Genomic DNA, 23,570 nt, shown 5'->3' with positions numbered 1-23,570 from the left:
ATGTCGCCATACCGCACAATCTTTGCCCATCACCTCATGGGAGCGGCCCGGACTGTAAACCCGCGCTGACTGCGTCGCGCGTGCTGCGAACGAGCGCGTCAAGCCAGGGCGCGGAACATGGTGCGTCTGGTGTTGGTGAAATGCGGCCGCACGATGTCGCTCCAGGGCGTGCCGCGCACGGCCAGCCAGGGCGGCGAGCCCAGCACCTGTTCGGCCACCAGGTCATAACAGGCCAGCGAGTACGGTCCCTGGTCGTGGTTGTAATAACGCTGGGCCAGGATGCAGCCCGGCACGGCGGCCAGGCCGGGCATGTGCTCGGTGTCGTACCAGCGCTCCAGCTCGGGCTGCCAGCCGGCTTCCGGGTCCGTCTCGACCACGTAATGGAAAACCGGGGCCTCGCCCTGGGCATGGCCCGGGGCGGCGTAGACCTGCTGCAGGCGCGAGACGCGGATGTCACGCGCCGCCGGTATGCGCCGGCCCAGCGCGGCGTCCAGCGGCGGCAGGGCATCCCCGTCGAGCTGGGTGCGCGCCGGCAGACGCGCATAGAGATAGGCCTGCCCGTCCTGCGCACAGGCCAGGCGTTGCAGCCGCAAGCCGCTGTCGGCGCACAGCTGGGCGGCGGCCGCGGCCAGGCGCTCCGTGGACGCGAGCTCGAGCGTGAACTGCAGCAGCAGGCTATCGGTCGGCGCTTGCATATTCAGTGCCCGATCCGCAGCGCCACCAGGAAACGCGACACCATGTTGTAGGCCGCCACCGTGGCCACCAGATCGATCTGGCCCTGGGCATTGAAGTGTTCGCGCACCTCGGCATACAGCGCCTCGGGCACCTCGATGTCGCGTGTCATGGCATCGGTCAGGCGCAAGGCCACACTTTCGGCCGGCGACAGGGGCAACCCGGCCGAAAGCGGCACGGCGCGCAACCCGTCGATGAGCGCCTGCGCCACACCCGCCTTCAGCGCGTGCGGCACATGGGCGTCGAACTCGTAGGGCGCGCGGTTGAGTACGGCCACGCGCAGGATGACGAGCTCGCGCAGGCCCGCGGGCAGGCTGTTGCGGTTGCGCACGGCCGAAAGCATCTGCTCCCAGCCCTGGGCGATGGGCGGGCTGTTGAGCAGCACCTGGTACAGCGGCGAGATGCGACCGCGTTCGGCCTGGATCTGCGCCTCCTGGGCGGCCAGTTCGGGACGTGTGCCGGGGGTGACGGGAGCGATGCGCATGGGGGAGTGAATTTCAGTCGGGTTGGATGTTCTTGGCCTTGACCACACGGGTCCACTTGGCCGTGTCGTTCTTGAGCAGGGCCGCGAGCTGGGCCGGCGTGGATGCAGCCACCTCGGCGCCCGAGGCCTGCAGCCTGGCTTTCACGGCCTCGTTGCCCAGGGTGCGGCGCACCGCCTGATTGACGCGGTCGATCTCGGCCGCCGGTGTGCCCTTGGCGGCGAACAGGGCGTACCAGTTGTCGGAGTCCACGCCGGGCACACCCATCTCCTCGAAGGTCTTGACCTCGGGCAGCAAGGGATGGCGTCTGGTCGCGGCCAGGCCGATGGCCTTGAGGCGGCCCGACTTGATGTGCGAGATGAGACCGGGAATGTCACCGAAGAAGCCGTTGACGTGGCCGGCGATCACATCGGTGATGGCCGGCGCGGCGCCCTTGTAGGGGATGTGCATGAGGTTGATCCTGGCGGCGTCGTTGAGCAGTTCCATGGCCAGGTGCGGCACGCTGCCCGTGCCCGAAGAGGCCATGGTCAGGGGCTTGCCCGGGTTCTGGCGACTGGCCGCGACGAATTCGGCGCCGGTGTTGTAGGGCGCGCCGGCCCCCACCACCAGGACTTCGACGTTGTTGACCACCCCGGACACGGGCGTCAGGTCACGCTGCGGGTCATAGGAGAGTTTGTCGTACAGCGCGGGGTTGATGGCCACCGCCCCCACGCTGGTCAGCCACAGGGTCTGGCCGTCCGGGGCCGAGCGCGCGACGTATTCGGCCGCGATGGCGCCGTTGGCGCCGGCCTTGTTCTCGATGATGACCTGGTGACCCAGCTCCTTGCCCAGCTGCTCGGCCAGGGTGCGCGCGACAAAATCCACCGGGCCACCTGGCGGGAAGGCCACGATGATGCGGGTGATTTTGGCTTGCTGGGCCAGTGCAGCCGTGGCCAGCAGCAGGGACAGACAGGCCAGGCCGAGCGTGCAGGCACGGCGGATGGGGTGGTGCAGCTTCATGTGGATCTCCTCGCTTTTATGGAATGTGATGCTCTTCAGTCGCAGCGCACGGACATGCCGCCGTCGACAACGATCTCGGTGCCCGTGACAAAACGCGATTCGTCGCAGGCCAGGAAAAGCGCGGCATTGGCGGTGTCACGCCCGTCGCCCATGAAGGGCAGCGGGATGCGCGACTGGCGCTGCTGGAGCAGGGCCTCGACATCGCCCCCCGCGCGCTGGCCGGCCAGCCGCACCTCGACCATGGGCGTGTGCAGCTGCCCCGGCACCACCGTGTTCACGCGCAGGCCCTGCTTGGCGTACTGCACGGCCAGCACGCGCGAGAACTGGATGACGCCGGCCTTGGTGGCCGCGTAGGCGATCTGCGCGGCGCCGGTCCAGCGCAGTCCCGAGGTGGAGGAGATGTTGACGATGGCGCCGCTGCCCTGTTCCAGCATGTGCGGGATGACGTGCTTGCACGTCAGGAACACGCTCTTGAGGTTGTGGTCGATCTGTGCATCCCAGACCTCCACGCTCATCTCCACCGGGCCGCCCTTGGCCGAGCCGCCCACATTGTTGACCAGCACGTCGATGCGGCCGAACGCGCTCATGCAACGGGCCACGGCGTCGGCGATGGCCTCACCGCGGGTGACGTCGCAGCTGACGCCGACGAAGCGCCCGCCGGCGGCGCTGACCAGGCGCTCGGTCTCGGCCATGCGATCGAGGTCGCGGTCCAGACCGAAGATGCGGGCCCCCTCCTCGGCGAAACGCACGGCGATGGCCCGCCCGTTGCCCCAGCCGGGGCCGACCGAGCCCGCGCCGGTGACAAAGGCGACCTTGCCGGCGAGGCGGCCAGGATGGGGAGTGGAAGTGCTCGTCATGCGTTCAGTGCTCGAAGCGGTAGAAGGCCTGTGGATTGCGCACCAGCAGCAGCTCGCGCTGCGCAGGGTCGGGCGCGATGCGGACCAGCGCGTTCACCAGCGCCCCGTCATCGGGCATGTGGGTATGGTTGGGGTGCGGCCAGTCCGTGCCCCAGAGGCAACGCTCGGGGTAACTCTCCATGAGCAGGCGGGCCAGGACCACGCCCTGCGCATAAGCGGGTGCGGCAAGCGGCTTCGAATCGATGCGGTCGATGCCGCTGAGCTTCACATGGAACAGCGGGTTCGCGAGCAGGGCATGCAGGGCCAGAAAATCGGCATGTTCCGCACCGAGGGTGGCGTCGACCCGGCCCATGTGGTCAATCACCACAGGAACGGCGCTGCGCGCCAGCACCGGCCCGAGGCGGTGCACCAGGCCGCTCTCGAAATGCACCTGCAGGTGCAGGCCGGCGGCTTTGAGCCGCGGTGTCAGCGCCACGACCTCGTCCACGCTGGCCGCGGCGGCCAGGTGTGTCATGAAGTTGAAGCGCACGCCGCGAAAACCCACGGCGGCCAGGCGACGCAGCTCAGCGTCGGCCACATGGGCCGGCACCAGCGCCACACCCAGGTAACGCCCCTGCCCGGCCTGGATCGCGTCTCCGACCACGCGGTTGTCGAAACCGTGCACGGCCGACTGGACGATCACGCAGCGGCCGATGCCGAGCTGATCGTGCAGGGCGAACAGCGTTTCCTTGGGCGCATCCACCGGCGTGAAGTTGCGGCCGGGTGCATAGGGGAAACGCTCAGCCGGGCCGAACACGTGCACGTGGGCATCGCAGGCGCCGGGGGGCAGTTGCAGGGTGGGACGGGAAGGCTGCGTCCGGTAGGTCTGGACGGGCGTCTGGAGATCGGGCATGGCAACCATTGTGGTGCGGCAGGGTCGTTTTCTTCTCCACTATTTATCAATACCAGCTATCCGTAGAATGCATACAACCTGAAACCGGCAGTTGACCGCTTGCTTCCTACTGGAGAGTCGTATGCACACGGGCATGTTCGGCCGCAAAACCCGTCACGTCCTGGCTGAAGGCGCTACGCACCCGATTGCGCCGCTCTGGCGCGCGCTGGCGGCGTTGCGCCTCCTTGCTGGCACCAGCCAGCCGCGTCGTTGCGCCTTGCCAGCCCACCCCAGATCAGCCCACTCGGGCGCGTCCAACCGCCGGATTCAGGTTTCATGGACCTGACCCGCCTGCAGTACTTCGTGGCCGTGTCGGAGGCCGGCAGCTTCAGCCGGGCGGCGGCGGCCCTGCACATGTCGCAGCCGGCACTGAGCCGGCAGGTGCTGCTGCTGGAGGAGGAGCTGGGGCAGCGCCTGTTCGAGCGCACCGGTCGCGGCGTGCAGGCCACCGAGTCCGGTACGGCCCTGCTGGCCCATGCGCGCGGCATCTTCGACCTGGCCGAACGCGCCCGCGTAGACATGCGCGAGCGCCAGGCCAGCCCGCGCGGCCGCCTGACCGTGGGCCTGCCGCCGCGCCTGGCCCATGTGCTGACGGCCGACCTGGTCGAACGTTTCCACGCCCAGTTCCCCGAAGCCACGATGACGGTGGTGGAAGGGCTGAGCATCCGCCTGCGTGAATGGCTGGTGGCGGGCCGCATCGACGTGGCCTTGATGTTCGACCCGCCGGCCTCTCCGCAATTCCAGCAGGAGACCCTGCTGCGCGAGCCCCTGGTGCTGATCAGCGTGCAGGCCCTGCCCAAGCGCATGCGTCTGGCCGATGTGGCCCAGCGCCCCCTGGTCATGCCCAGCGGACCCAATGCCCTGCGCCAGCTGCTGGAGCAGCACACCCGGCCGCGCGGCCTGCCGCTGCAGCTGGTGGCCGAGGTCGATTCCGTTCAGACCGTGCTCTCGCTGGTGGCGCGCGGCGTGGGCGACACCGTGCTGCCGCAAGGCGCCATCCGGGCCTGGACCTACCCGCAAAAGCTGAACGTGGCGGCCATCCACACCCCGGCCATGCGCAACCTGCTGGTGCTGGCCGTGCCCACCGCGAGGCCGGCCACGCGGCTGAGCCGTTTTGTCAGCAAGGCCTTGCGCGAACTGGTGACCGAGCATTTCGACACCGCGGCCTGAGGCGGCAGCGCTCAGCCGGCAAGGTGTCATGCCTGAAGAAAACATCAATAGAATGAAGACAGATTCCAGACACACCATGAATCCGAACGACACCCCGCCCTTCTACATCGGCCGCACCGGGCCCTTCGACCAGCAGTTCGACGCCTGGACCGACCGGCCCCTGCTGATCTCCATGGAGCAGGGCGGGATCGACTGGCCCAGCTCCTGCCGCAACGGCACCTGCCGCACCTGCATGACCCAGTTGGTGAGCGGCACGGTGCGCTACGAAATCGAGTGGCCGGGTCTGGCGTCCGAGGAGAAGGAAGAGGGTTATGTCCTGCCCTGCGTGGCCCACCCCTGTTCGGATGTGACGCTCAAAGAGGGCTACTGAAACGCCGGGCTGAGCCGGCTTCAAGCCAGGGCATTGAAGCGGGTGCCCAGGCTGCCCGAGGTGGCCAGGGGCTGGTTGCCGATGGCGGTGGGTTGCAGCAGGGTCTGCACGCTGGCCTGCTGCATGTCCATGGCCTGGTGCAGCACGTAGATCTGCACGCTCTGCGCCAGCCGCGCCGAGGGCATCTGGCTGGCGATGGCGATGATCTGGTTGCTGATGCCGTCCATGGTCGATACCGGGTGGTTCCACACCCTTTATCGGCAGGCCGGTCGACAACTTGAGCCAGGAACCGACGATCAGGCGTTGAGGGTGCCGCGCAGCAACTCGGGCAGGCGCTCCGCGCCCATGCGGAAACCGCAGGCCTGGGCGTGGCCACCGCCGCCCATGCTTTCGGCCAGGGGGATGCAGTCGAAGCTGCGCTGTGAGCGCAGGCCCACCTTGATGAGGCCGCCCTTGCTGGCGCTCCACATCAAGGCGTAGGTACCGCTTTTCTTGCTCAGCAACTCGCCGACCAGGCTGTGGAACATGCCCGGCGCGTTGACCATCAGACCGGCCTGGCCGTTGAAAGTGACGGTCTCGGCGCCGGCCGCGATGTCCTCGCAGAGCTTGCTGAACTTCTCGTCCATGGCTTGGCCACGCAGCATGAAGGTCGCCAACTCATCGTCGGACCAGGAGGCGATCTGCGCCCAGCGCTCGAAGTCCATGGCCTCCATGTCGAGCGCGGCCAGGAAACCCGCGCTCTCGGGGTATTGCCAGGCCCAGATATCGCGGTCTTCGATGTAGCGCACCAGGGCCGGCAAAACGCGGTCGGACTGGAAGAACTCCCAGGCCAGGCGCGCGCCGGACTTGCTCATGTCGAAGTGCACCACACCGCAACGGCAGGCAAAACCCGTGAGCTTCTCGGCCGCGCTCTTGTGGTGGTCCAGCATGACGAGCTTGGCAGCGCGTTGTTCGATGGCCGACATGATCTCGGGCGCGAAGGAGAAGTCCAGGATGTAGACCGCGCGGCCGTCCAGCGCCGGCAGCTCGTCCACGGTCTTCACGTCGCCATGGTCGCAGGGGCGGAACTCGGCGCGGCCTTCGTAATACAGCCAGGCTGCCAGCGCGGCGCCGAAGCCGTCGGCGCAGCGCGCGTGGTAGAGGATGAGCGGCGAGGGATCGTGGCGGTCGGGATGGACCAGCAGTTGCTGGGGCAGCAGGGTTTTCATCGGGCGGGTTTCCTGGAACGGGGGGCAGCCTGGGGTGGCGCGGATTTTTTCGCGACGGGCTTGCTGCGGATATGGCCGGCGCTCTGGAGTTCCTCCTTGCGCAGCTGGCGCTCGGCGTCCAGCTGCCTGCCCTCGGCCAGCCAGCGCGCATATTCCTGCGGCGTCTCCAGCGAGATGCGGCCCAAGGCGCCGGATCGGAAGTCGTGGATCAGCAGCTCGGCGGCCTTCTGCAGGTTCACCTGGTTGCCGGCCTGCAGCGCGCCGCGGTTGCGGCCGATGGCTTCGAGCAATTCCTCGCTCTGCAATGCATCGATTTCTTTGAGCTGGTAACGTGCGGCCAGCTCGGCAGCGTAGTGCGGCTTGAGATAGTCCAGCAATTCGAGCGCCACCTCCTGGTCATCGAAGGCGTTGCGACCCACGGCGCCGCTGGCGGCCAGGTTGTAGCCGCTTTGCGCGACGATGATGCGCGGCCACAGCATGCCCGGTGTGTCGAACAGATAGAAACCGTCTTCGAGCACGATGCGCTGCTCGTTGCGCGTGACGCCGGCCTCGTCGGCCACCTTGGCCGCGCCCTTGCCCACCAGACGGTTGATCAGCGTGGACTTGCCCACATTGGGGATGCCGCAGATCATCACGCGCAGCGGGCGCGCCATGCTCGCGCCACGTGTGGGCGCCAGTTCACGGCAGGGTGCGATCAGTCGCCTGGCGGCGTTGCCGTCGGTGGTGTCCAGGGCGATGGCCCGCGTGCCCTCGCGGCCGTTGTAATGCGCCAGCCAGAGCGCGGTGCGCGTCGGGTCGGCCAGGTCCTGCTTGTTCAGCACCTTGAGGCTGGGGCGTTGGCTGGTGAGCGAGGCCAGCATGGGGTTGGCGCTGGAACCCGGCAGGCGCGCGTCCACCATCTCGATGACCACATCAATGTGCTTGATGCGCTCCTCGATGGTCTTCTTGGTCAGATGCATGTGACCGGGGAACCACTGGACGGCCATGACGGGAGGGTATTCTTTCGTGTTGGGGGCAGGGGAATTGTCGCCGAGACGGCTTGATATCTGGATAGGGAACTGCTTTCGTGGCAGGCCGGGTCTCGCCCCGGCATCGTCACAACAGAGAAGATGCCGCCCGAAAAAAGAAGTGCCACCCGGAGGTGGCTTTGCGCAGTGAGCCGGCGAGACGGTCAGAACACGTCCACCGACCCTGTCCGCGCCACCTCCCCAAACAAACCCTTGCGCACCAGGTCCGGATGGCTGCAGACCTTGTTGCGGCCGTTTTTCTGGGCGTAGTCGATGGCCTGCTCAGTGCGTTCCAGCGCGGTGCTGGGCGAGTCATCGGCCAGCACACGGGTGAAACCGGCGCTCACCGTGACCCGACCGACCTGGGGGAAGCTGAACTTCTCGACATTGGCGCGCATGCGCTCATAAGCGCCCAGGGCCAGGGCCTCCTCGGGGCAATGGAAAAGCACGGCGAATTGCTCGCCACCGAAACGGTAGAGCCGGTCGTGCGTGCGGAAGGTGCTGTTCATGATGCGCGCCACCAGCAGGGTGACCTCTTCCATGATCAGGTGGCCGTGCTTGTCGTTGAGCAGGTGGAAGTTGTCGATGGCGATGGTGCCCAGCCAGTAATTGGGCGGCACGCGGTGGCGGCGCTCCTTGCCAGGGGCCGGTTCGTTCTTGGCGTCCTCCAGGATGCCGTCCATCTCCTCGAGCACGGCGCTGTAGAAAGTGTCGTCCAGGGACTTGCGGTTGAGCAGGCCGGTCAGCGCATCACGGTCGCTGTAGGCCAGCAAGGTGTACATATTGCGGTAGATGTGGTGCAGCTGCTCGATGGTCTGCCGGTCCGCGGGCTCCAGGATACCGGCGGTGTGGACCTCGATCACGCCCTGCTCGGCATCGGCGCGTGAATCGGCAAACAGCGGCAGATAGTAGATGCGCGGGCCCTCGGGTCCGGCCCAGGCCACTTCGATGACCTGGCGCCCGTTCAGGCTGCGCAGCCGGTCATAGGACTCCTCCAGCCTGGGCAGGCTCTGGAAATCGATGCGCAGCGGATCCACCACCTTGCCGCCCCCACGCGCATCCAGCGAGACCAGGTCCAGCCAGCGCTTCTCGTTGTCCTCGACACTGACACGGGAGATCACCACGCGCTGGATCGGCGCCAGGTCGATCAGGGCCTTGGCCAGCGTCAACTCCAGCAGATCACGATCACGGTGATCGGTCAGCTTGATCAGGTGTTCGGTGAGGGTCGCCATGGTGCGGTCCACTATAGCCGGGAAAGCCCCAGACGTCACCCCCGGTTTCCCGGGAGCAGACGGGGAAGGAAATCAGCCCCGGGCAGCCTGGCGCCAGGCTTCCAACGCCGCTGCGCCGTCTTCACGCTGTTCGGCCAGGCGGGCCAGGGCCGCCCAGGCCCGCCGGCGCAGCGCCTCGTCGGCCAGTTGCGTGAGGGACTGGCGCAGGAGCTGCTGGGCCTTGCCCCACAAACTCAGGTGCATGCAGGCCACGCCGGCCAGGTACTGCAGCAGGGCTTCGCGAGGATTGCCCATCTGGGCCGCCTCGATGCGCGCCAGCCACACACCATCGGGCTGGCCCGGGGTCTGGTGAAAACCCCGCTCCAGCACCAGCACCAGGCGCAGGCGCAGTTCCTGCGGCAGTACCGAGCCGGGACGCACCAGTTGCTCCCACACCGGCAGCAGCCACTGCTGCACCAGCGCAAAGTCCCCACCCAGGGCCAGCATGCGCTCGCCGGCCTGCAGGGCCACTTCGGGCATGCGGCGCTCGCTCTCGTCCAGCTGGGTCCAGGCCTTGTGCAGTTGGGCCGGATCGTGGCTGGTGCGCAGCCATTCGGTGACCAGCCCGCGCACGATGCTGCGGCTGGCCGATTCGGAGAAGGCGCGGTGTTTGCCCAGCAGGCGCGCCGTCTCCAGCGCCAGCCGGGACTGGCCCGCCAGGCGCGTGACTTTGAGGCGCAGGCGCAGCGCCAGGGTGCGGCGCGCCACGCCCTGGGGCAGCTCGTCCAGGCGCTGCAGGGCGGCCTGCACGTCGCGGTCATCAAAGGCCCAGCGGGCCACGCGCAGCTGCACGCCTTCGCGCACTTCCTGTTCGTCGCGACGCTTGCCCTGGGTCAGGGCCAGGGCCTGGCGCACGTGTTCGTCACGGCCCGCGCGATCCTGCAAGGCGTGGGCGCACTCGGCGGCCAGCAGATGCAACAGGGCCATGAGCCGCGTGCTGTGCGGCAGGGCCTGCTCGGCGCGCGACAACGATGCCGTCTGGCTCACCACGTTCTCGGCCGCCTTGCGGGCGCGGATGTAGCGCCCCGCCGTCAGATGCGACAGCGCGTCCAGCAGGCCCTGCTGCAGCACACGTTCCTGATGGCGGATACGCCAGCGCCGCGCCTCGCCCGGCAGGGCCAGCAGCAGGGACATGCCGCGCAAGGCCGCATAGAACAGCAGGAAAGCCGCCAGCAGGAGCAGCAGCACCAGATTGAGCGAAAGATCGACGCGGTAAGGCGGCCAGAACAGCGTGACCGTGCCCTGGTTGTTGCCGGCGAACAGCGCCACCGCCGCCGCCATGGCGAAAAGGGCCAGAAACCAGAGCAGATTGCGCATGGGGTCCGCCTGCTGCCTTCAGCGCCCGGCAGCGGCCGTGGCCAGCGCCGCCAGCGTGTCGTCCACCCGCGGCAATTCAAGCGACTTCATCTGCTCGCGGGTCTGCTGCAACAGGGCCGCGGCCGCGCGCAGGCGACGCGAGTTGGCGTCGAAATATTTCTCCAGGGCCGCAGCCGCCTTGAGCAGGTCGGCCCGGGCCGCTTCGGGCTGGCGCGCCAGCAGGCCCAGGCGGGCGTTGAGCAGGAGCAGCTTGAGGTTCTCGCGCACAAAGAAGGACTGCGCGGGCGTGAGCAGCGCGGCTTCGGGGTGGTCGATGCGACGCACGCGCACCAGACTCCGCATTTCGTCCAGCACCGCTTGCAGGCTGCGTTGCCACCAGGCCTGCAGACCCGCCACGGTCGTGCGCGACGGGGCAGGCGGTTCGTCGACCGCAGCCGACGGCGCAGGGGCCAGGCCCACCGCATTGGCCAGCGGCAATTCGTCGACCAGACGCACCAGCTCATCGAACCGGGCCAGCAGCGTCGGCGTATCGATGTGGGGCGTCGCCTTGATGCGCGCCATGTCGCGCGCCAGCGCGCGCTGCACGGGCGCCAGCCGGGCCTGCGGCACGCGCTGCACGCGTTGTTCGGCGGTGCGCAGCGCCGCCAGCAGGGGTTCCACGCTGCCGGTCAGCTGGGCCTGCTGCTGCGCCAGGCGCAGGGCCGATTCGATGTCCACCACCAGGTTCTCGTCGCGCGAACGCGTCAGGCTCTGCATCAGCTCGTCAAGCTGGCTGCGCTGCAGCGCCACTTCACCCAGGCGCGCTTCCAGCACGGCCTGGCGGGCCGCCAGCTCGCGCTCCTGCTCCTGGGTCTGGCGCGCCAGCGTGCGGGCCTCGGCCGCGTTGGCCCCGGCATCGGCGGTCTGGCGGGCCAACTGGTCCTGCAGGGTCGACAGGCGATCCCACAGCAGGACACTGAGCAGGAGGGCCAGCAGGGCCGCAGCGCCCAGGGCCAGCACCAGGGGACGCGATACCGGGGTCGCCGGCGCAGCTTCGACCGCAGCAGATGGCGCAGACACCACGGGGCCTGCAGGCTCCGTGCTGCCGGTGGCTTGGGGTTCCAGGGGCTCGGGTGTCGTCATTGCATCGATTCTATCGAGGCCCGGACGTCGGCCAGGGCCGGGCGTGACTCGCGCACCAGGGCAAAACCGGCCGCGCGTGCGGCCTGGGCGATGCGCGCATGCGTGGCCACGGCGCGCGCAGCGCGCCAGTCCTGCTGCGGCAGGCTGGCCTGCAGGTTCGACACGGCCTCGCTGCTGCTGAACAGCCAGACCGAGCCGTCACCGGCCGCCGCCCGCGCCCGTCGTAACTGCACGGCATCGAGCTGCGGACGTTGGCGCTGGTAACTGGCGACGAAGTCCACCTGGCCACCGGCCGCGCCCACCTGGCGCGCGAACCAGTCGCGCCCGGCGCCCTGTGGGCTGCTCTCAGCCGCATCGGCCCCGCGCACGATCAGTACACGGCTGCCGGGAACGATGCGCTGGGCCACCAAGGCCCACAAGGCCTCGGAATCGAACTGCGGCGCATCGGCCGGCGGCGCGGTGATGAGGGACGCGGGCAGGCCGGCACGCAAAAGCGCCTGGACCGTGCCGGGGCCGGTGGCCCAGGCCTGTACACAAAGGTGCGCATCGGCCGGCCGGGCCGCAAAAAAACCGTCCACGGCATTGGCGCTGACGAACATCAGGCCCAGACACGTGTCAAGTTGCCGCCAGGCCTGCTGAACCGCCGCCATATCGGGTGCCGGGGCGATCTCTATCAGGGGCAGGGCCTGTGCGTCGTGCCCGGCCTGCCGCAGCGCCTGCACCCAGTCCTGCGCTTCGCGCCGGGGGCGGGTGACGATGACGCGCATGGTGCTCAGTGCTTCTCTGTGTCCAGCGACCCGCCGGCCCGCAGCACGCCATCCCTGAGCCGGGCCGCCACCTGGGTGCCCAGCACTTCGGCCGCGGCCAGATCGGTCGCCGGGGCTGACGCATCGGCACTCACCAGAGACACGCGCCCCTCGGGGTCGCCCCAGGCGGCCTGGATGCTCAGGCTTGAGCCCGCCAGCGTGGCATAGGCCGCCAAGGGCATGGAGCAGCTGCCACCCAGGGCCCGGCTCACGGCGCGCTCGGCCGCCACGCGCAACCAGGTGCCCGGGTGCGTCAGCGGCCCCAGCGCCTCCTGCACATCGGCGCGGTCGCTGCGGATCTCGATGCCCAGCGCGCCCTGGCCGGCGGCGGGCAGCATCTCGGACGGCGCGAAGACCGAGCGGATGCGGTTTTCCAGGCCCAGGCGCTTGAGGCCGGCCGCGGCCAGCACGATGGCGTCGTACTGGCCTTCGTCCAGCTTGCGCAGGCGCGTGTCGAGGTTGCCGCGCAAGGGCTCGATCTTCAGGTCAGGGCGGGCTGCACGCAGCAGGGCCACACGGCGCAGGCTTGAGGTGCCCACCACGGCGCCCCGGGGCAGCGCGGCGAGGTTGGCGTATTTGGGGGAGACAAAGGCGTCACGCGGGTCTTCGCGCTCCATCACACAGGCCAGCACGAAACCCTCGGGCAGCTCCATGGGCACGTCCTTGAGCGAATGCACGGCCAGGTCGGCGCGGCCCTCTTCCAGTGCGACTTCGAGTTCCTTGACGAAGAGGCCCTTGCCGCCGACCTTGCTCAGCGAGCGGTCCAGGATCTGGTCGCCCTTGGTGGTCATGCCCAGCAGCGTGACGCTGTGGCCCCGCTGTTCCAGCAGGGCCTTCACGTGTTCGGCCTGCCACAGGGCCAGGCGGCTCTCACGGGTGGCGATGGTCAGTTTCATTTGGCTGTCAGTTGTCGTTCGAAAGCACGGATTCATCAGTCGTGGAATACGGATTCATCAGTGGGCCGGCGATGCTAGCATGGCATCGCCCAGCTTTAGTTTTACCACTACACCGCACATCGCCATGCCCGCCACCGTCGCCCGCTCCAGAGACAACGAACGCCCCCTGGTTGAAGACATCCGCCTGCTCGGCCGCATCCTCGGCGATGTGATCCGCGAACAGGCCGGTACGCCCGCCTATGAGCTGATCGAACAGATCCGCAAGCTCTCGGTGGCCTTCCGCCGCGACGCCGACACCGAGGCCGACAAGACCCTCAAGAAACTGCTCAAGGGCCTGAGCGACGACCAGACGGTCAGCGTGATCCGCGCCTTCACCTACTTCAGCCACCTGGCCAATCTGGCCGAGGACCGCCACCACATCCGCCGCCGCGCCGTGCACGAGCGTGCCGGCAACGAGCAGGAAGGCAGCATCGACGTGGCGCTCTCGCGCCTGCGCTGGGCCGGCATCAGCCCCAAGATGATCGCCAACACCCTGGCGCACAGCTACCTCTCGCCCGTGCTCACCGCCCACCCCACCGAGGTGCAGCGCAAGAGCATCCTGGACGCCGAGCGCGACATCGCGCGCCTGCTGACCCAGCGCGACGAGATCAAAACCCGCGCCGTCGGCGTGGACCCGCGCAAGGACATGCTGACCCCGCGCGAACTCGCCAGCAACGAGGCCCTGCTGCGCGCGCGCGTGCTGCAGCTGTGGCAGACCCGCCTGGTGCGCAGCAGCAAGCTCCAGGTGGAAGACGAGATCGACAACGCGCTCAGTTATTACGAACCCACCTTCCTGCGCGAGATCCCGGCCATCTACGCCAACCTGGAGCACGAGCTGGGCCAGGCCCATGTGCACAGCTTCCTGCGCATGGGTCACTGGATCGGCGGCGACCGCGACGGCAACCCCAATGTGGGCGCGCACACCATGGTCATGGCCCTGGGCCGCCAGGCCGAGGTGGCCCTGCGCCACTACCTGACCGAAGTGCACCTGATGGGTGCTGAGCTGTCCGTCTCCGACCTGCTGGTGGGCTGCAGCCCCGAGATGCGCCGGCTGGCCGACAGCTCGCCCGACACCAGCGAACACCGTAAGGACGAACCCTACCGCCGCGCGCTGACCGGCATGTACGCGCGCCTGGCCGCCACCCTGCAGGCGCTCACCGGCACCGAGGCCGCCCGCCACGCCGTGGCACCGCAGAACCCCTATGCCAGCGCCGCCGACTTCCTGGCCGATCTGCAGACCATCGACGCCTCGCTCAACGCCCACCACGGCCAGGCCCTGGCGCAGCAGCGCCTGCGCCCCCTGATCCGCGCGGTGGAGGTCTTCGGTTTCCATCTGGCCACGCTGGATCTGCGCCAGAGCTCGGACAAGCACGAGGAAGTCATCGCCGAACTGCTGGCCACGGCCCGTGTCGAGTCGCAGTATTCGAAACTCGACGAAATGGCCAAGCGCGCCCTGCTGCTGCGCCTGCTGGGCGACGCCCGGCCGCTGCGTGTGGTCGGTGTGGACTACAGCGCGCGCACGCAAAGCGAGCTCGCCGTGTTCGAGACCGCGCGCCAGATGCGTCAGCGCTACGGCCATGAGGCCATCCGCCACTACATCATCAGCCACACCGAGACGGTGAGCGACCTGCTGGAAGTGCTGCTGCTGCAGAAGGAAGTGGGCTTGATGCGCGGCACATTGGACGACCCCCACGCTGACGCCGCCCCCCAGGGGGGCGCTCACGCCTTGGGGCGGCCCGGCGGCGTCCGGGACGAGCCCGGCTGCGTGAGCGACCTGATCGTCGTGCCCCTGTTCGAGACCATCGAAGACCTGCGCCAGGCCGCGCCCATCATGCGCGACTACTACGCCCTGCCCGGCATCGCCGCCCTGATCCGGCGCAGCGGCGGCGAGCAGGACATCATGCTGGGCTATTCCGACAGCAACAAGGACGGCGGCATCTTCACCAGCAACTGGGAACTCTACCGCGCCGAGATCGCCCTCGTTGAATTGTTCGATCAATTGCACGGTGTACAACTGCGCCTGTTCCACGGCCGCGGCGGCACCGTGGGGCGCGGCGGCGGCCCGAGCTACCAGGCCATCCTGGCCCAGCCCCCGGGGACGGTGCGCGGCCAGATCCGCCTGACCGAGCAGGGCGAGGTGATCGCCTCCAAATACGCCAACCCCGAAATCGGCCGGCGCAACCTGGAAACCCTGGTGGCCGCCACGCTGGAGGCCACCCTGCTGCAGCCCACCAAGCCGGCCGCCCCCGCCTATCTGAAGGCCGCCGCAGCGCTGTCCGAAGGCAGCATGGCCAGCTACCGCGCCCTGGTCTACGAGACCCCGGGGTTTGCCGAGTACTTCTTCGGCGCCACCCCCATCCGCGAGATCGCCGAACTCAATATCGGTTCGCGTCCCGCCTCACGCAAGGCCACGCAGAAGATCGAGGACCTGCGCGCCATCCCCTGGGGCTTCAGCTGGGGCCAGTGCCGCCTCACCCTGCCGGGCTGGTACGGCTTCGGCACGGCGGTGGAGCAGTTCCTGAACGCCGGCAGCGCCAAGGACAACAAGGAGCGCCTGGCCCTGCTGCAGAAGATGGCCCGCCAGTGGCCCTTCTTCAAGACCCTGCTCTCCAACATGGACATGGTGCTGGCCAAGAGCGACCTGGCCCTGGGCTCACGTTATGCCGAGCTGGTGGGCGATGGCAAGCTGCGCAAGAAGGTGTTCACCCAGATCGAGGCCGAGTGGCAGCGCACGGTCAACGCCCTCACGCTGCTGACCGGCGAGAAACAGCGCCTGGCCGGCAACGCCGCGCTGCAACGCTCCATCCGCCACCGTTTCCCCTACATCGACCCGCTGCACCATCTGCAGATCGAGCTGATGCGCCGTTACCGCGCGGGTCAGGCGGATGAGCGCGTGCGGCGCGGCATCCACATCTCGATCAACGGCATCGCGGCGGGCCTGCGCAACACGGGCTAAGCGGCATCAGCCGGGCACCAGCGACCCGTAGACGGGCACACACGGGCCCGTGCGCTGTTCAGCCAGACCTGCTCATCCTCCAGCAGCAACGCGCTTGAGGGGTCGATGTCGAAGGCGATCCGGAGTTCACGTCCGACATGGACATTCTCGATAGGAAGCTCCCAGCTCAGGAAGACCTGGGTGCACTCCTGGTCGGGCGGGAAGTCGGCCACATCAAAGCCGCTGCTGTGGCGCTTGATGACGGCGTGAGGCTGGCCCGTATCGAATAGCACGACCGTCCCCCTGACCAGAGGAATTCGAAGACCGGTCGCCGGGAAATGCAGGTCCAGACCCCTGTCCTCGCTCAGAAAGAGATTGCAAAAAGCCGCACCGCCATAACGTTCGCCGTCATGGTGGTACTTCGCGCCGCGGCAGACCATCAGGGCGACGTCAGAGGAGGCCAGCACCTCCTGCAGACCGCGCGCGCGCGTCCAGTCGGCCACCGCCTGCACACAGTGGCGGTAGTCGGGCCAGCGGGCTCGCGCACGTGCCAAAGGCAATGGTTCGACGTCTCCGGGCTCCAGGTCCAGGCGCAACGCTATCTCCCTGTTCCAATCGGCCACCAGCCTTGTAGGGGGCGCCGGCACATCGACTGTTCCTGTCAGCACGACATCACTCACGCTCCGGCTGCGGATGGCATCACCACGCCAGTAATAGGATGCAAGGACATGTCGCATGGAATCCACTTTAACCCTCTGTGGGCTACCGCACATTCATCGCGCGAGACAAAAAGTACATTGGCATGAATCTGGGCGAGCCATCTCCAACCCGCCCCACTCCAAAAGCCCTGAATGTCCGCCAAACCCGAGCCCCAACCCCAGCAGAACCATCTGCTGGCAGCCTTGTCACCCGAGGTTCAAGGACGGTTGTTCCCCTACCTGGAACTGGTGCCGCTGCCCTTGCGCGCGCTGCTGTATGAATCCAAGCGCCCCATGCGTCACGTTTACTTTCCCACCGACTCGATCGTCTCGCTGCAATATGTGATGGAAAACGGAGCGTCGACCGCCATCTCCGTAGTGGGCAATGAGGGATTGCTGGGCATCACCCTGTTTCTGGGCGGTGAAAGCACGCCGAGCCGGTCGCTGGTACAGAGCGCCGGTTACGCCTACCGGCTCCCCAGGCTGCGGGTCAAAGAGGAGTTCAACCGCCACGGCCAGTTGCTGATGCTGATGCTGCGCTACACGCAGGCGCTGATCACGCAAGTGTCCCAGACCGCCGTTTGCAACCGACACCATTCGATCGACCAGCAGCTCTGCCGCTGGCTCCTGCTTTCCATGGATCGCCTGTCTCACAACCATCTGACCATGACACAGGAATTCATCAGCCACATGCTCGGCGTTCGCCGCGAAGGCGTGACCCAGGCTGCATTAAAACTGCAGCGACTCGGCGTGATTTCATACCAGCGCGGATTGATCAAAGTGCTGGACCGCGCGAAGCTGGAGACTCTGAGTTGCGAGTGCTATGCCGTCGTCAAAAAGGAAACCGATCTGCTGCTGGATTACATACCGCAGCGCCAAGTGATCACGAATACCGACGCCATTCCGGTTGCGGCGCTTTGAGCCTACATCCGGGTGATGCCTCACAAGGCATCACTGAGGCCGGTACACGCACTTATCACCCAAAGCCTGGCGCTCCACGGTCACGGCCGACAAGCCGGGCACCTTGGGCTGCAACTCCTTCCAGATGAAGGTGCAGAGGTTTTCCAGCGTGGGAACGCCCAGGCCCGCGACTTCATCGAGGAAATGGTGGTCCAGCTTCTCCCGCAGCCCCTCGATCTCGCGGCGGACATAGCCTAAATCCAGCACCATGCCCGACTGGCCCTGCGGCTCGCCGCGCACAAAGACCTCGGCGTAATAGGTGTGGCCATGCACGCGCCGGCTGCCCGCCGCCTCGATATCGCGCCGCAGGGTATGGGCCGAGTCAAAGAAAAAACGTTGGCTGATCTCGTACATCACCGAATTCCGATCATCTTGTGCGACTGGATGCCCAGCCGCCATTGCGGGTGTTGCTGACAGTATTCAATCGCGCGTGCCGTGTTGGTCGCACGATCCGGCCCGTCCATGGGCTGCAGAAAGAAATGCTCGAAAGGCAGGCCTGCGAAACGCGCCGGGTCCACATTCACCTGCGGGTAGACCAGCTTGAGTTCGTTGCCCTTTGTGAGCACCACCTCGGCATCGGCCTTGGGGCTGACGCAGATCCAGTCCAGCCCCGGCGGCGGCGCCACCGTGCCATTGGTCTCCACGGCGATCGTGAAACCGCGCGCATGCAGAGCGGTGGTCAGCGCCTCGTCCACCTGCAACAAAGGCTCACCACCGGTCAACACCACGTAGCGACCGGACCGCCCCTGCGGCTCCCAGCTTGTCTCGACGGCATCGGCCAGCGCATTGGCCGATGTGAACTTACCGCCGCCCGTGCCGTCCGTACCCACAAAGTCTGTATCGCAAAACTTGCAGACCGCTGCCGCCCGGTCTTCCTCGCGCCCCGTCCACAGGTTGCAGCCCGCAAAACGGCAGAACACGGCAGCCCGGCCTGACTGCGCGCCTTCGCCTTGCAGGGTGTAGAAGATCTCTTTGACGGAGTAGGTCATGGGGTGGGTAGGGGTGCGATGGTGTGATTTTCGCAGGTTATGTTCTTCCTCGTCTGTATTGGTCTGCATAGGGCACAGGGATTCACCCCCGAAGAATTGACCACCTAATCTTCAGTTCGCCAGAAATCTCGCATTTCCTTCGATTTCTTGCGGCGCTCCAACCAGACCGCATAGGGGATGAATAAAGCCAACTCGATAAGTAGAAGGATCCAGACGCCATATTTGCGCTGAATCCCAAGGATTTCAGCAAGCAACTCCGCACAAAAAATGGCAACCGGTATCCCAACAAAAACAGCGACCATGAACACAAGGAGCGACGCACTATCGCTCGACCCTCTACGATTGGACTTCTGGTCAGAGAAGCCTCCAAGAACCGCAAAGATCAGGAGAATGAATGGGGCGCCGACTATCAACCATCCCCAACCGTCGGCGCCACGGGCGAACGCCGAAGGGGAAGTCGTGACTAAGGTAAGGGCAACGAGTCGACGCATGTCGCTTACATTCTTTCGGGAAACCCGCCCCTTGGCAATCGACCCATGATCAACACACCAGTGCAACAATAAGCGGAGGCCAGTGCCTTTGGGTTTAGAGATAGGAGAGAGTATGAAACTCGACCCCAAGTATCCAATGCAAACCGGCGGAATATTGCATGCTTGGCAAAGCCAAAATGGCGATTTCAAGCACGCGTTTCTCAAATTAGATTTGGACTGCGAAACTGACAAGCATCCAGGCATTCTCATCATCGCGGACGAAGCCTTCCAGAATGCCTTCGCTATCGCCGTAGATAACTTACAAAAGGAACTGCCAGCATTGGCAAAAAAGGTTTCCGAAAAATCAGTTGCCTATTGGTGGCTAGAAAAGGATCTGAATGAGCGCAAACGGATCCTTTCCGGCTTAACAAGCCACCCCGTTTTCGCAGACATCAGATAGGAAATGTCGTCTTCTTCAAACAAGGACGTGCCATGGCGCGTCCTTGTTGTCTTGGTTTCTGGTATTCGGTTCCCACCGCCGTAATGAGGAGGCGAGTAGCGCAGGGAGCGGCGGAAAAAGAAGCGCAGATGTTTGAGGCGTTAGCCGAGTTTCTGCGCTTCCCGCCGGTCCCGAGCAACGCAGCGTGCCCGCGCAGCGGGTCGACGAATCCGGCTCGCCTTTCTTTTGGGTACTTTGCTTTGGCGAAGCAAAGAAAAGTACCTCGCCCGCCGGGGCGAGACCCGGCCTGCAACGATCGCCCGGGCGCAGAGCAAAGAAGAAACGAAGCCCTAGAATCCCCCGCATGCCCCCCGCAGCCGCCCCCCATCAGCCTTTAGCCGAACGCCTCCGCCCCAAAACCCTGGGCGAAGTCATCGGCCAGCAGCAGTTGCTGGGTGTAGGCATGCCGCTGCGCATCGCCTTCGAATCGGGCCAGCCGCACAGTTGCATCCTCTGGGGGCCGCCGGGCACGGGCAAGACCACGATTGCGCGGCTCATGGCCGATGCCTTTGGCGCGCAGTTCATCAGCATCAGCGCGGTGCTGGGCGGCGTGAAGGACATCCGCGAGGCGGTGGAGCTGGCGCAGGTCGCGCTGGGCCAGAGCAAACGAACGATCGTGTTCGTGGACGAAGTGCACCGCTTCAACAAGAGCCAGCAGGACGCCTTTTTGCCGCATGTGGAGAGTGGCCTCTTCACCTTCATCGGCGCCACCACCGAGAACCCCTCCTTCGAGGTCAACTCCGCCCTGCTCTCGCGCGCGGCGGTCTACGTGCTGCAGTCGTTGAGCGAAGACGATCTGAAGCAGATCGTCCAGCGCGCGCTGGACATCAACGCCGTGCCGCCCATGGACGACGCCGCCCGCGACCGGCTGATCGCCTACGCCGACGGCGACGCACGCCGCCTGCTCAACACCCTGGAGACGCTGGCCGTGGCGGCCACGCAGCAGAAGCAGGAACGCATCGACGATGACTGGCTGCTCAGGGTGCTGGGCGAGCGCATGCGCCGTTACGACAAGGGCGGCGAGCAGTTCTACGACACCATCAGCGCGCTGCACAAGTCGGTGCGCGGCTCGGACCCCGACGCCTCGCTCTACTGGTTCATGCGCATGCTCGACGGCGGGGCCGACCCGCGCTACATGGCGCGCCGCCTGGTGCGCATGGCCAGCGAGGACATCGGCCTGGCCGACCCGCGCGCCCTGCGGCTGGCGCTGGACGCGGCCGAGGTCTACGAGCGCCTGGGTTCGCCCGAAGGCGAGCTGGCCCTGGCCGAATGTGTGGTGTACCTGGCCATCGCGCCCAAGAGCAATGCCGTCTACAAGGCCTATAACGAGGCCAAGGCCTTCATCAAGAAGGACGGCACCCGCCCGGTGCCCATGCACCTGCGCAATGCGCCGACCCAGCTCATGAAGGAGCTGGACTACGGCAAGAACTACCGCTACGCGCACGACGAGGAGGGCGGTTTTGCCGCCGGCGAGCGTTATCTGCCCGAGGGCATGGCCGAGCCGGGTTTCTACCGACCCGTGGAACGCGGTCTGGAGATCAAAATCGCCGACAAGCTGCGTGCGCTGCGCGCGCTGAACGAAAAGAGTCGGAACCAGCCATAAAAACGGGACCGGACGCAAGTGGCATGAAGCTTGCTGATGGGAATCTATGGATATCTTCCTGCAGCAAATCATCAACGGGCTGGTGCTGGGCAGCATGTACGCGCTGGTGGCCTTGGGTTACACCATGGTGTACGGCATCATCGGCCTGATCAACTTCGCCCACGGCGAGGTGCTCATGGTCGGGGCCCTGGTGAGCTGGACGGTCGTCGGCCTGCTGCAGCCCCTGCTGCCGCCCTGGCTGGTGCTGGTGATTGCGCTCATCGTGGCCTGCGTGCTGGCCGCGGCGCTGAACTACAGCATCGAGAAGGTGGCTTACCGGCCGCTGCGCAACAGCCCGCGCCTGGCGCCGCTGATCACGGCCATCGGCATGTCCATCCTGCTGCAGACGCTGGCCATGATCATCTGGAAGCCCAACTTCAAGTCCTATCCCACGCTGCTGCCGAGCACACCTATCCAGCTCGGCGGCGCCAGCATCACGCCCACCCAGATCATGATCCTGGTCGTCACGGCACTGACACTCGCCGCACTCATGTGGCTGGTGCACGCCACCAAACTCGGCCGTGCCATGCGCGCCACCGCCGAGAACCCGCGTGTGGCGGCCCTCATGGGCGTGCAGCCCGATCGGGTGATCTCGGCCACCTTCATCATCGGCGCCGTGCTGGCCGCGATCGCCGGCGTGATGTGGGCCAGCAACTACGGCACGGTGCAGCACACCATGGGTTTCCTGCCCGGGCTCAAGGCTTTCACGGCGGCGGTCTTCGGCGGCATCGGCAACCTGGCCGGCGCGGTGGTGGGCGGTGTGCTGCTGGGCCTGATCGAATCCATAGGCGCGGGTTACATCGGCGACCTCACGGGTGGCGTGCTGGGCAGCCACTACGCGGACATCTTTGCTTTCATCGTGCTGATCGTGGTGCTCACGCTGCGGCCCTCGGGCCTGCTGGGCGAACGCGTGGCGGACCGGGCTTGACCATGAAACACTCCCAGGCTCCGCTCCCTTCGTTCGCTGCGCCACCCCCCTTGCAGGGGGCAACGCCAGTGGCCCGGCAAAGCCGGTTCCACGGCGTTCGGCGCTCAGTACATTTCATGCGTTGCAAGACTGCAGGCAACGTGACATGAACAGTCGTCACCGCCTCATCGCCATCCTGGTCGCGGCCATCGGCCTGCTGGCGCTGCCGCTGATCCTGCAGGGCTACGGCAATGCCTGGGTGCGCATCCTGGACATGGCCCTGCTCTTCGTGCTGCTGGCCCTGGGCCTGAACATCGTGGTGGGCTACGCCGGCCTGCTGGACCTGGGTTTCGTGGCCTTCTTCGCCATTGGCGCCTACATGTTCGGTCTGCTGGCCTCGCCCCACCTGAGCGACCACTTCCCCGCCTTTGCCGCGATGTTCCCCAACGGCTTGCACACACCTCTATGGCTGGTGATTCCGCTGGGTGCCCTCTTGGCGGGCGCTTTCGGCGTGCTGCTGGGCGCACCCACGCTGCGGCTGCGCGGCGACTACCTGGCCATCGTGACCCTGGGTTTCGGCGAGATCATCCGCGTCTTCCTGAACAACCTGGACCACCCGGTCAACATCACCAACGGCCCCAAGGGCATCGGCCAGATCGATTCGATCAAGTTCTTCGGCTTCGACCTGGGCAAGAAGCTCAACGTCTTCGGTTTCGACGTGGCGCCGGTCACGATGTACTACTACCTCTTCCTCGCCCTGGTGGTGGTGAGTGTGGTCATCTGCCACCGCATCGAGTTCTCGCGCATCGGCCGCGCCTGGATGGCGATCCGCGAGGACGAGATCGCCGCCAAGGCCATGGGCATCAACACCCGCAATATGAAGCTGCTGGCCTTCGGCATGGGCGCCACCTTCGGCGGTGTCTCGGGCGCCATGTTCGCGGCCTTCCAGGGTTTCATCTCGCCCGAGTCCTTCAGTCTCATGGAGTCCGTGATGGTGGTGGCCATGGTGGTGCTGGGCGGCATCGGCCACCTGCCGGGCGTGATCCTGGGCGCGGTGCTGCTGGCCTCGCTGCCCGAGGTGCTGCGTTACGTGGCCGGTCCGCTGCAGGCCATGACGGACGGGCGGCTCGACGCCTCCATCCTGCGCCAGTTGCTGATCGCCCTGGCCATGATCGTCGTCATGCTGCTGCGCCCGCGCGGCCTCTGGCCCTCGCCTGAACACGGCAAGGTGCGACGTACCAAGGGAGGACCGGCATGAGCGCG

The 23,570-nt window shown here is 66.6% G+C and carries 25 protein-coding genes; 8 read left to right on the top strand and 17 right to left on the bottom strand.

Going from position 1 to position 23,570, the window contains the following annotated elements; genetic code table 11:
- Positions 1–98: 98 nt before the first annotated feature.
- From ACYVH8_RS12030 to ACYVH8_RS12010, 5 genes are read right to left on the bottom strand one after another with little or no spacing between them, the layout of a single operon-like run.
- Positions 99–695: a hypothetical protein gene (locus ACYVH8_RS12030; RefSeq protein WP_460489048.1), complete on the bottom strand. Its 597-nt coding sequence runs from the start codon at positions 693–695 to the stop codon at positions 99–101.
- Positions 696–697: 2 nt separating this feature from the next.
- On the bottom strand, positions 698–1,216 hold the full coding sequence (locus tag ACYVH8_RS12025; RefSeq protein WP_460489047.1) for a carboxymuconolactone decarboxylase family protein: 519 nt from the start codon (positions 1,214–1,216) through the stop codon (positions 698–700).
- A gap of 13 nt (positions 1,217–1,229) precedes the next feature.
- Entirely contained in the window at positions 1,230–2,213 is a 984-nt protein-coding gene (locus ACYVH8_RS12020) for a Bug family tripartite tricarboxylate transporter substrate binding protein (RefSeq protein ID WP_460489046.1), read from the bottom strand.
- Positions 2,214–2,248: 35 nt separating this feature from the next.
- Positions 2,249–3,070 (bottom strand): SDR family NAD(P)-dependent oxidoreductase, encoded by an 822-nt coding sequence (locus tag ACYVH8_RS12015; RefSeq protein ID WP_460489045.1) that lies wholly within the window; start codon positions 3,068–3,070, stop codon positions 2,249–2,251.
- A 4-nt stretch (positions 3,071–3,074) separates the two neighbouring features.
- Positions 3,075–3,962: an amidohydrolase family protein gene (locus ACYVH8_RS12010; RefSeq protein WP_460489044.1), complete on the bottom strand. Its 888-nt coding sequence runs from the start codon at positions 3,960–3,962 to the stop codon at positions 3,075–3,077.
- 315 nt (positions 3,963–4,277) lie between these two features.
- Between ACYVH8_RS12010 and ACYVH8_RS12005 the strand changes: the two genes are divergently transcribed.
- Both ACYVH8_RS12005 and ACYVH8_RS12000 read left to right on the top strand, forming a co-directional pair.
- Positions 4,278–5,171 (top strand): LysR family transcriptional regulator, encoded by an 894-nt coding sequence (locus tag ACYVH8_RS12005; protein WP_460489043.1) that lies wholly within the window; start codon positions 4,278–4,280, stop codon positions 5,169–5,171.
- Positions 5,172–5,247: 76 nt separating this feature from the next.
- Positions 5,248–5,541, top strand: a complete 294-nt coding sequence (locus tag ACYVH8_RS12000) for a 2Fe-2S iron-sulfur cluster-binding protein (protein WP_460489042.1) — start codon at positions 5,248–5,250, stop codon at positions 5,539–5,541.
- A gap of 20 nt (positions 5,542–5,561) precedes the next feature.
- Here ACYVH8_RS12000 and ACYVH8_RS11995 read toward each other — a convergent pair whose 3' ends face one another.
- The 8 genes from ACYVH8_RS11995 to hemC all read right to left on the bottom strand — a co-directional run bounded on the left by ACYVH8_RS11995 (position 5,562) and on the right by hemC (position 13,168).
- Positions 5,562–5,768: a putative motility protein gene (locus ACYVH8_RS11995; protein WP_460489041.1), complete on the bottom strand. Its 207-nt coding sequence runs from the start codon at positions 5,766–5,768 to the stop codon at positions 5,562–5,564.
- A gap of 69 nt (positions 5,769–5,837) precedes the next feature.
- The gene (locus ACYVH8_RS11990) at positions 5,838–6,749 is read right to left on the bottom strand and encodes a DHH family phosphoesterase (RefSeq protein ID WP_460489040.1); all 912 of its coding nucleotides are present in this window, start codon (positions 6,747–6,749) and stop codon (positions 5,838–5,840) included.
- The gene (gene ylqF, locus ACYVH8_RS11985; RefSeq protein ID WP_460489039.1) at positions 6,746–7,735 is read right to left on the bottom strand and encodes a ribosome biogenesis GTPase YlqF; all 990 of its coding nucleotides are present in this window, start codon (positions 7,733–7,735) and stop codon (positions 6,746–6,748) included. The genes ACYVH8_RS11990 and ylqF overlap by 4 nt, the downstream gene beginning before the upstream one ends.
- Before the next feature lie 185 nt (positions 7,736–7,920).
- The gene (locus tag ACYVH8_RS11980) at positions 7,921–8,988 is read right to left on the bottom strand and encodes a GGDEF domain-containing protein (RefSeq protein ID WP_460489038.1); all 1,068 of its coding nucleotides are present in this window, start codon (positions 8,986–8,988) and stop codon (positions 7,921–7,923) included.
- A 72-nt stretch (positions 8,989–9,060) separates the two neighbouring features.
- The gene (locus tag ACYVH8_RS11975; protein WP_460489037.1) at positions 9,061–10,344 is read right to left on the bottom strand and encodes a heme biosynthesis HemY N-terminal domain-containing protein; all 1,284 of its coding nucleotides are present in this window, start codon (positions 10,342–10,344) and stop codon (positions 9,061–9,063) included.
- Between the two features lie 18 nt (positions 10,345–10,362).
- Positions 10,363–11,466, bottom strand: a complete 1,104-nt coding sequence (locus ACYVH8_RS11970) for a uroporphyrinogen-III C-methyltransferase (protein WP_460489036.1) — start codon at positions 11,464–11,466, stop codon at positions 10,363–10,365.
- The gene (locus tag ACYVH8_RS11965) at positions 11,463–12,233 is read right to left on the bottom strand and encodes a uroporphyrinogen-III synthase (protein WP_460489035.1); all 771 of its coding nucleotides are present in this window, start codon (positions 12,231–12,233) and stop codon (positions 11,463–11,465) included. The genes ACYVH8_RS11970 and ACYVH8_RS11965 overlap by 4 nt, the downstream gene beginning before the upstream one ends.
- Before the next feature lie 5 nt (positions 12,234–12,238).
- Entirely contained in the window at positions 12,239–13,168 is a 930-nt protein-coding gene (gene hemC, locus ACYVH8_RS11960; protein ID WP_460489034.1) for a hydroxymethylbilane synthase, read from the bottom strand.
- 124 nt (positions 13,169–13,292) lie between these two features.
- Between hemC and ppc the strand changes: the two genes are divergently transcribed.
- On the top strand, positions 13,293–16,163 hold the full coding sequence (ppc, locus tag ACYVH8_RS11955; RefSeq protein WP_460489033.1) for a phosphoenolpyruvate carboxylase: 2,871 nt from the start codon (positions 13,293–13,295) through the stop codon (positions 16,161–16,163).
- On the opposite strand, the gene ACYVH8_RS11950 is transcribed toward ppc, so the two are convergent.
- Entirely contained in the window at positions 16,160–16,879 is a 720-nt protein-coding gene (locus tag ACYVH8_RS11950) for a hypothetical protein (RefSeq protein WP_460489032.1), read from the bottom strand. The genes ppc and ACYVH8_RS11950 overlap by 4 nt on opposite strands.
- 114 nt (positions 16,880–16,993) lie before the next feature.
- On the opposite strand from ACYVH8_RS11950, the gene ACYVH8_RS11945 reads away from it, so the two are divergent.
- The gene (locus tag ACYVH8_RS11945; RefSeq protein WP_460489031.1) at positions 16,994–17,761 is read left to right on the top strand and encodes a Crp/Fnr family transcriptional regulator; all 768 of its coding nucleotides are present in this window, start codon (positions 16,994–16,996) and stop codon (positions 17,759–17,761) included.
- A gap of 30 nt (positions 17,762–17,791) precedes the next feature.
- Here ACYVH8_RS11945 and ACYVH8_RS11940 read toward each other — a convergent pair whose 3' ends face one another.
- The 3 genes from ACYVH8_RS11940 to ACYVH8_RS11930 form a co-directional block, all read right to left on the bottom strand.
- Entirely contained in the window at positions 17,792–18,157 is a 366-nt protein-coding gene (locus ACYVH8_RS11940; RefSeq protein ID WP_460489030.1) for a 6-pyruvoyl trahydropterin synthase family protein, read from the bottom strand.
- Positions 18,154–18,789: a 7-carboxy-7-deazaguanine synthase gene (gene queE / locus ACYVH8_RS11935; RefSeq protein ID WP_460489029.1), complete on the bottom strand. Its 636-nt coding sequence runs from the start codon at positions 18,787–18,789 to the stop codon at positions 18,154–18,156. Before queE ends, ACYVH8_RS11940 begins: the two co-directional genes overlap by 4 nt.
- A gap of 104 nt (positions 18,790–18,893) precedes the next feature.
- Positions 18,894–19,280 (bottom strand): hypothetical protein, encoded by a 387-nt coding sequence (locus ACYVH8_RS11930; protein ID WP_460489028.1) that lies wholly within the window; start codon positions 19,278–19,280, stop codon positions 18,894–18,896.
- Between the two features lie 112 nt (positions 19,281–19,392).
- On the opposite strand from ACYVH8_RS11930, the gene ACYVH8_RS11925 reads away from it, so the two are divergent.
- From ACYVH8_RS11925 to ACYVH8_RS11910, 4 genes are all read left to right on the top strand, one after another.
- Entirely contained in the window at positions 19,393–19,719 is a 327-nt protein-coding gene (locus tag ACYVH8_RS11925; protein WP_460489027.1) for a hypothetical protein, read from the top strand.
- A 343-nt stretch (positions 19,720–20,062) separates the two neighbouring features.
- Positions 20,063–21,361, top strand: a complete 1,299-nt coding sequence (locus ACYVH8_RS11920) for a replication-associated recombination protein A (RefSeq protein WP_460489026.1) — start codon at positions 20,063–20,065, stop codon at positions 21,359–21,361.
- Between the two features lie 46 nt (positions 21,362–21,407).
- Entirely contained in the window at positions 21,408–22,328 is a 921-nt protein-coding gene (locus ACYVH8_RS11915) for a branched-chain amino acid ABC transporter permease (RefSeq protein ID WP_460489025.1), read from the top strand.
- 145 nt (positions 22,329–22,473) lie between these two features.
- Positions 22,474–23,565 (top strand): branched-chain amino acid ABC transporter permease, encoded by a 1,092-nt coding sequence (locus ACYVH8_RS11910; protein WP_460489024.1) that lies wholly within the window; start codon positions 22,474–22,476, stop codon positions 23,563–23,565.
- Positions 23,566–23,570: the final 5 nt, after the last annotated feature.

The sequence above is a fragment of the Curvibacter fontanus genome, from assembly GCF_054780335.1.
The sequence above is the reverse complement of the archived record's forward strand: the minus strand, read 5'-3'. Positions and strand labels throughout refer to the sequence as shown.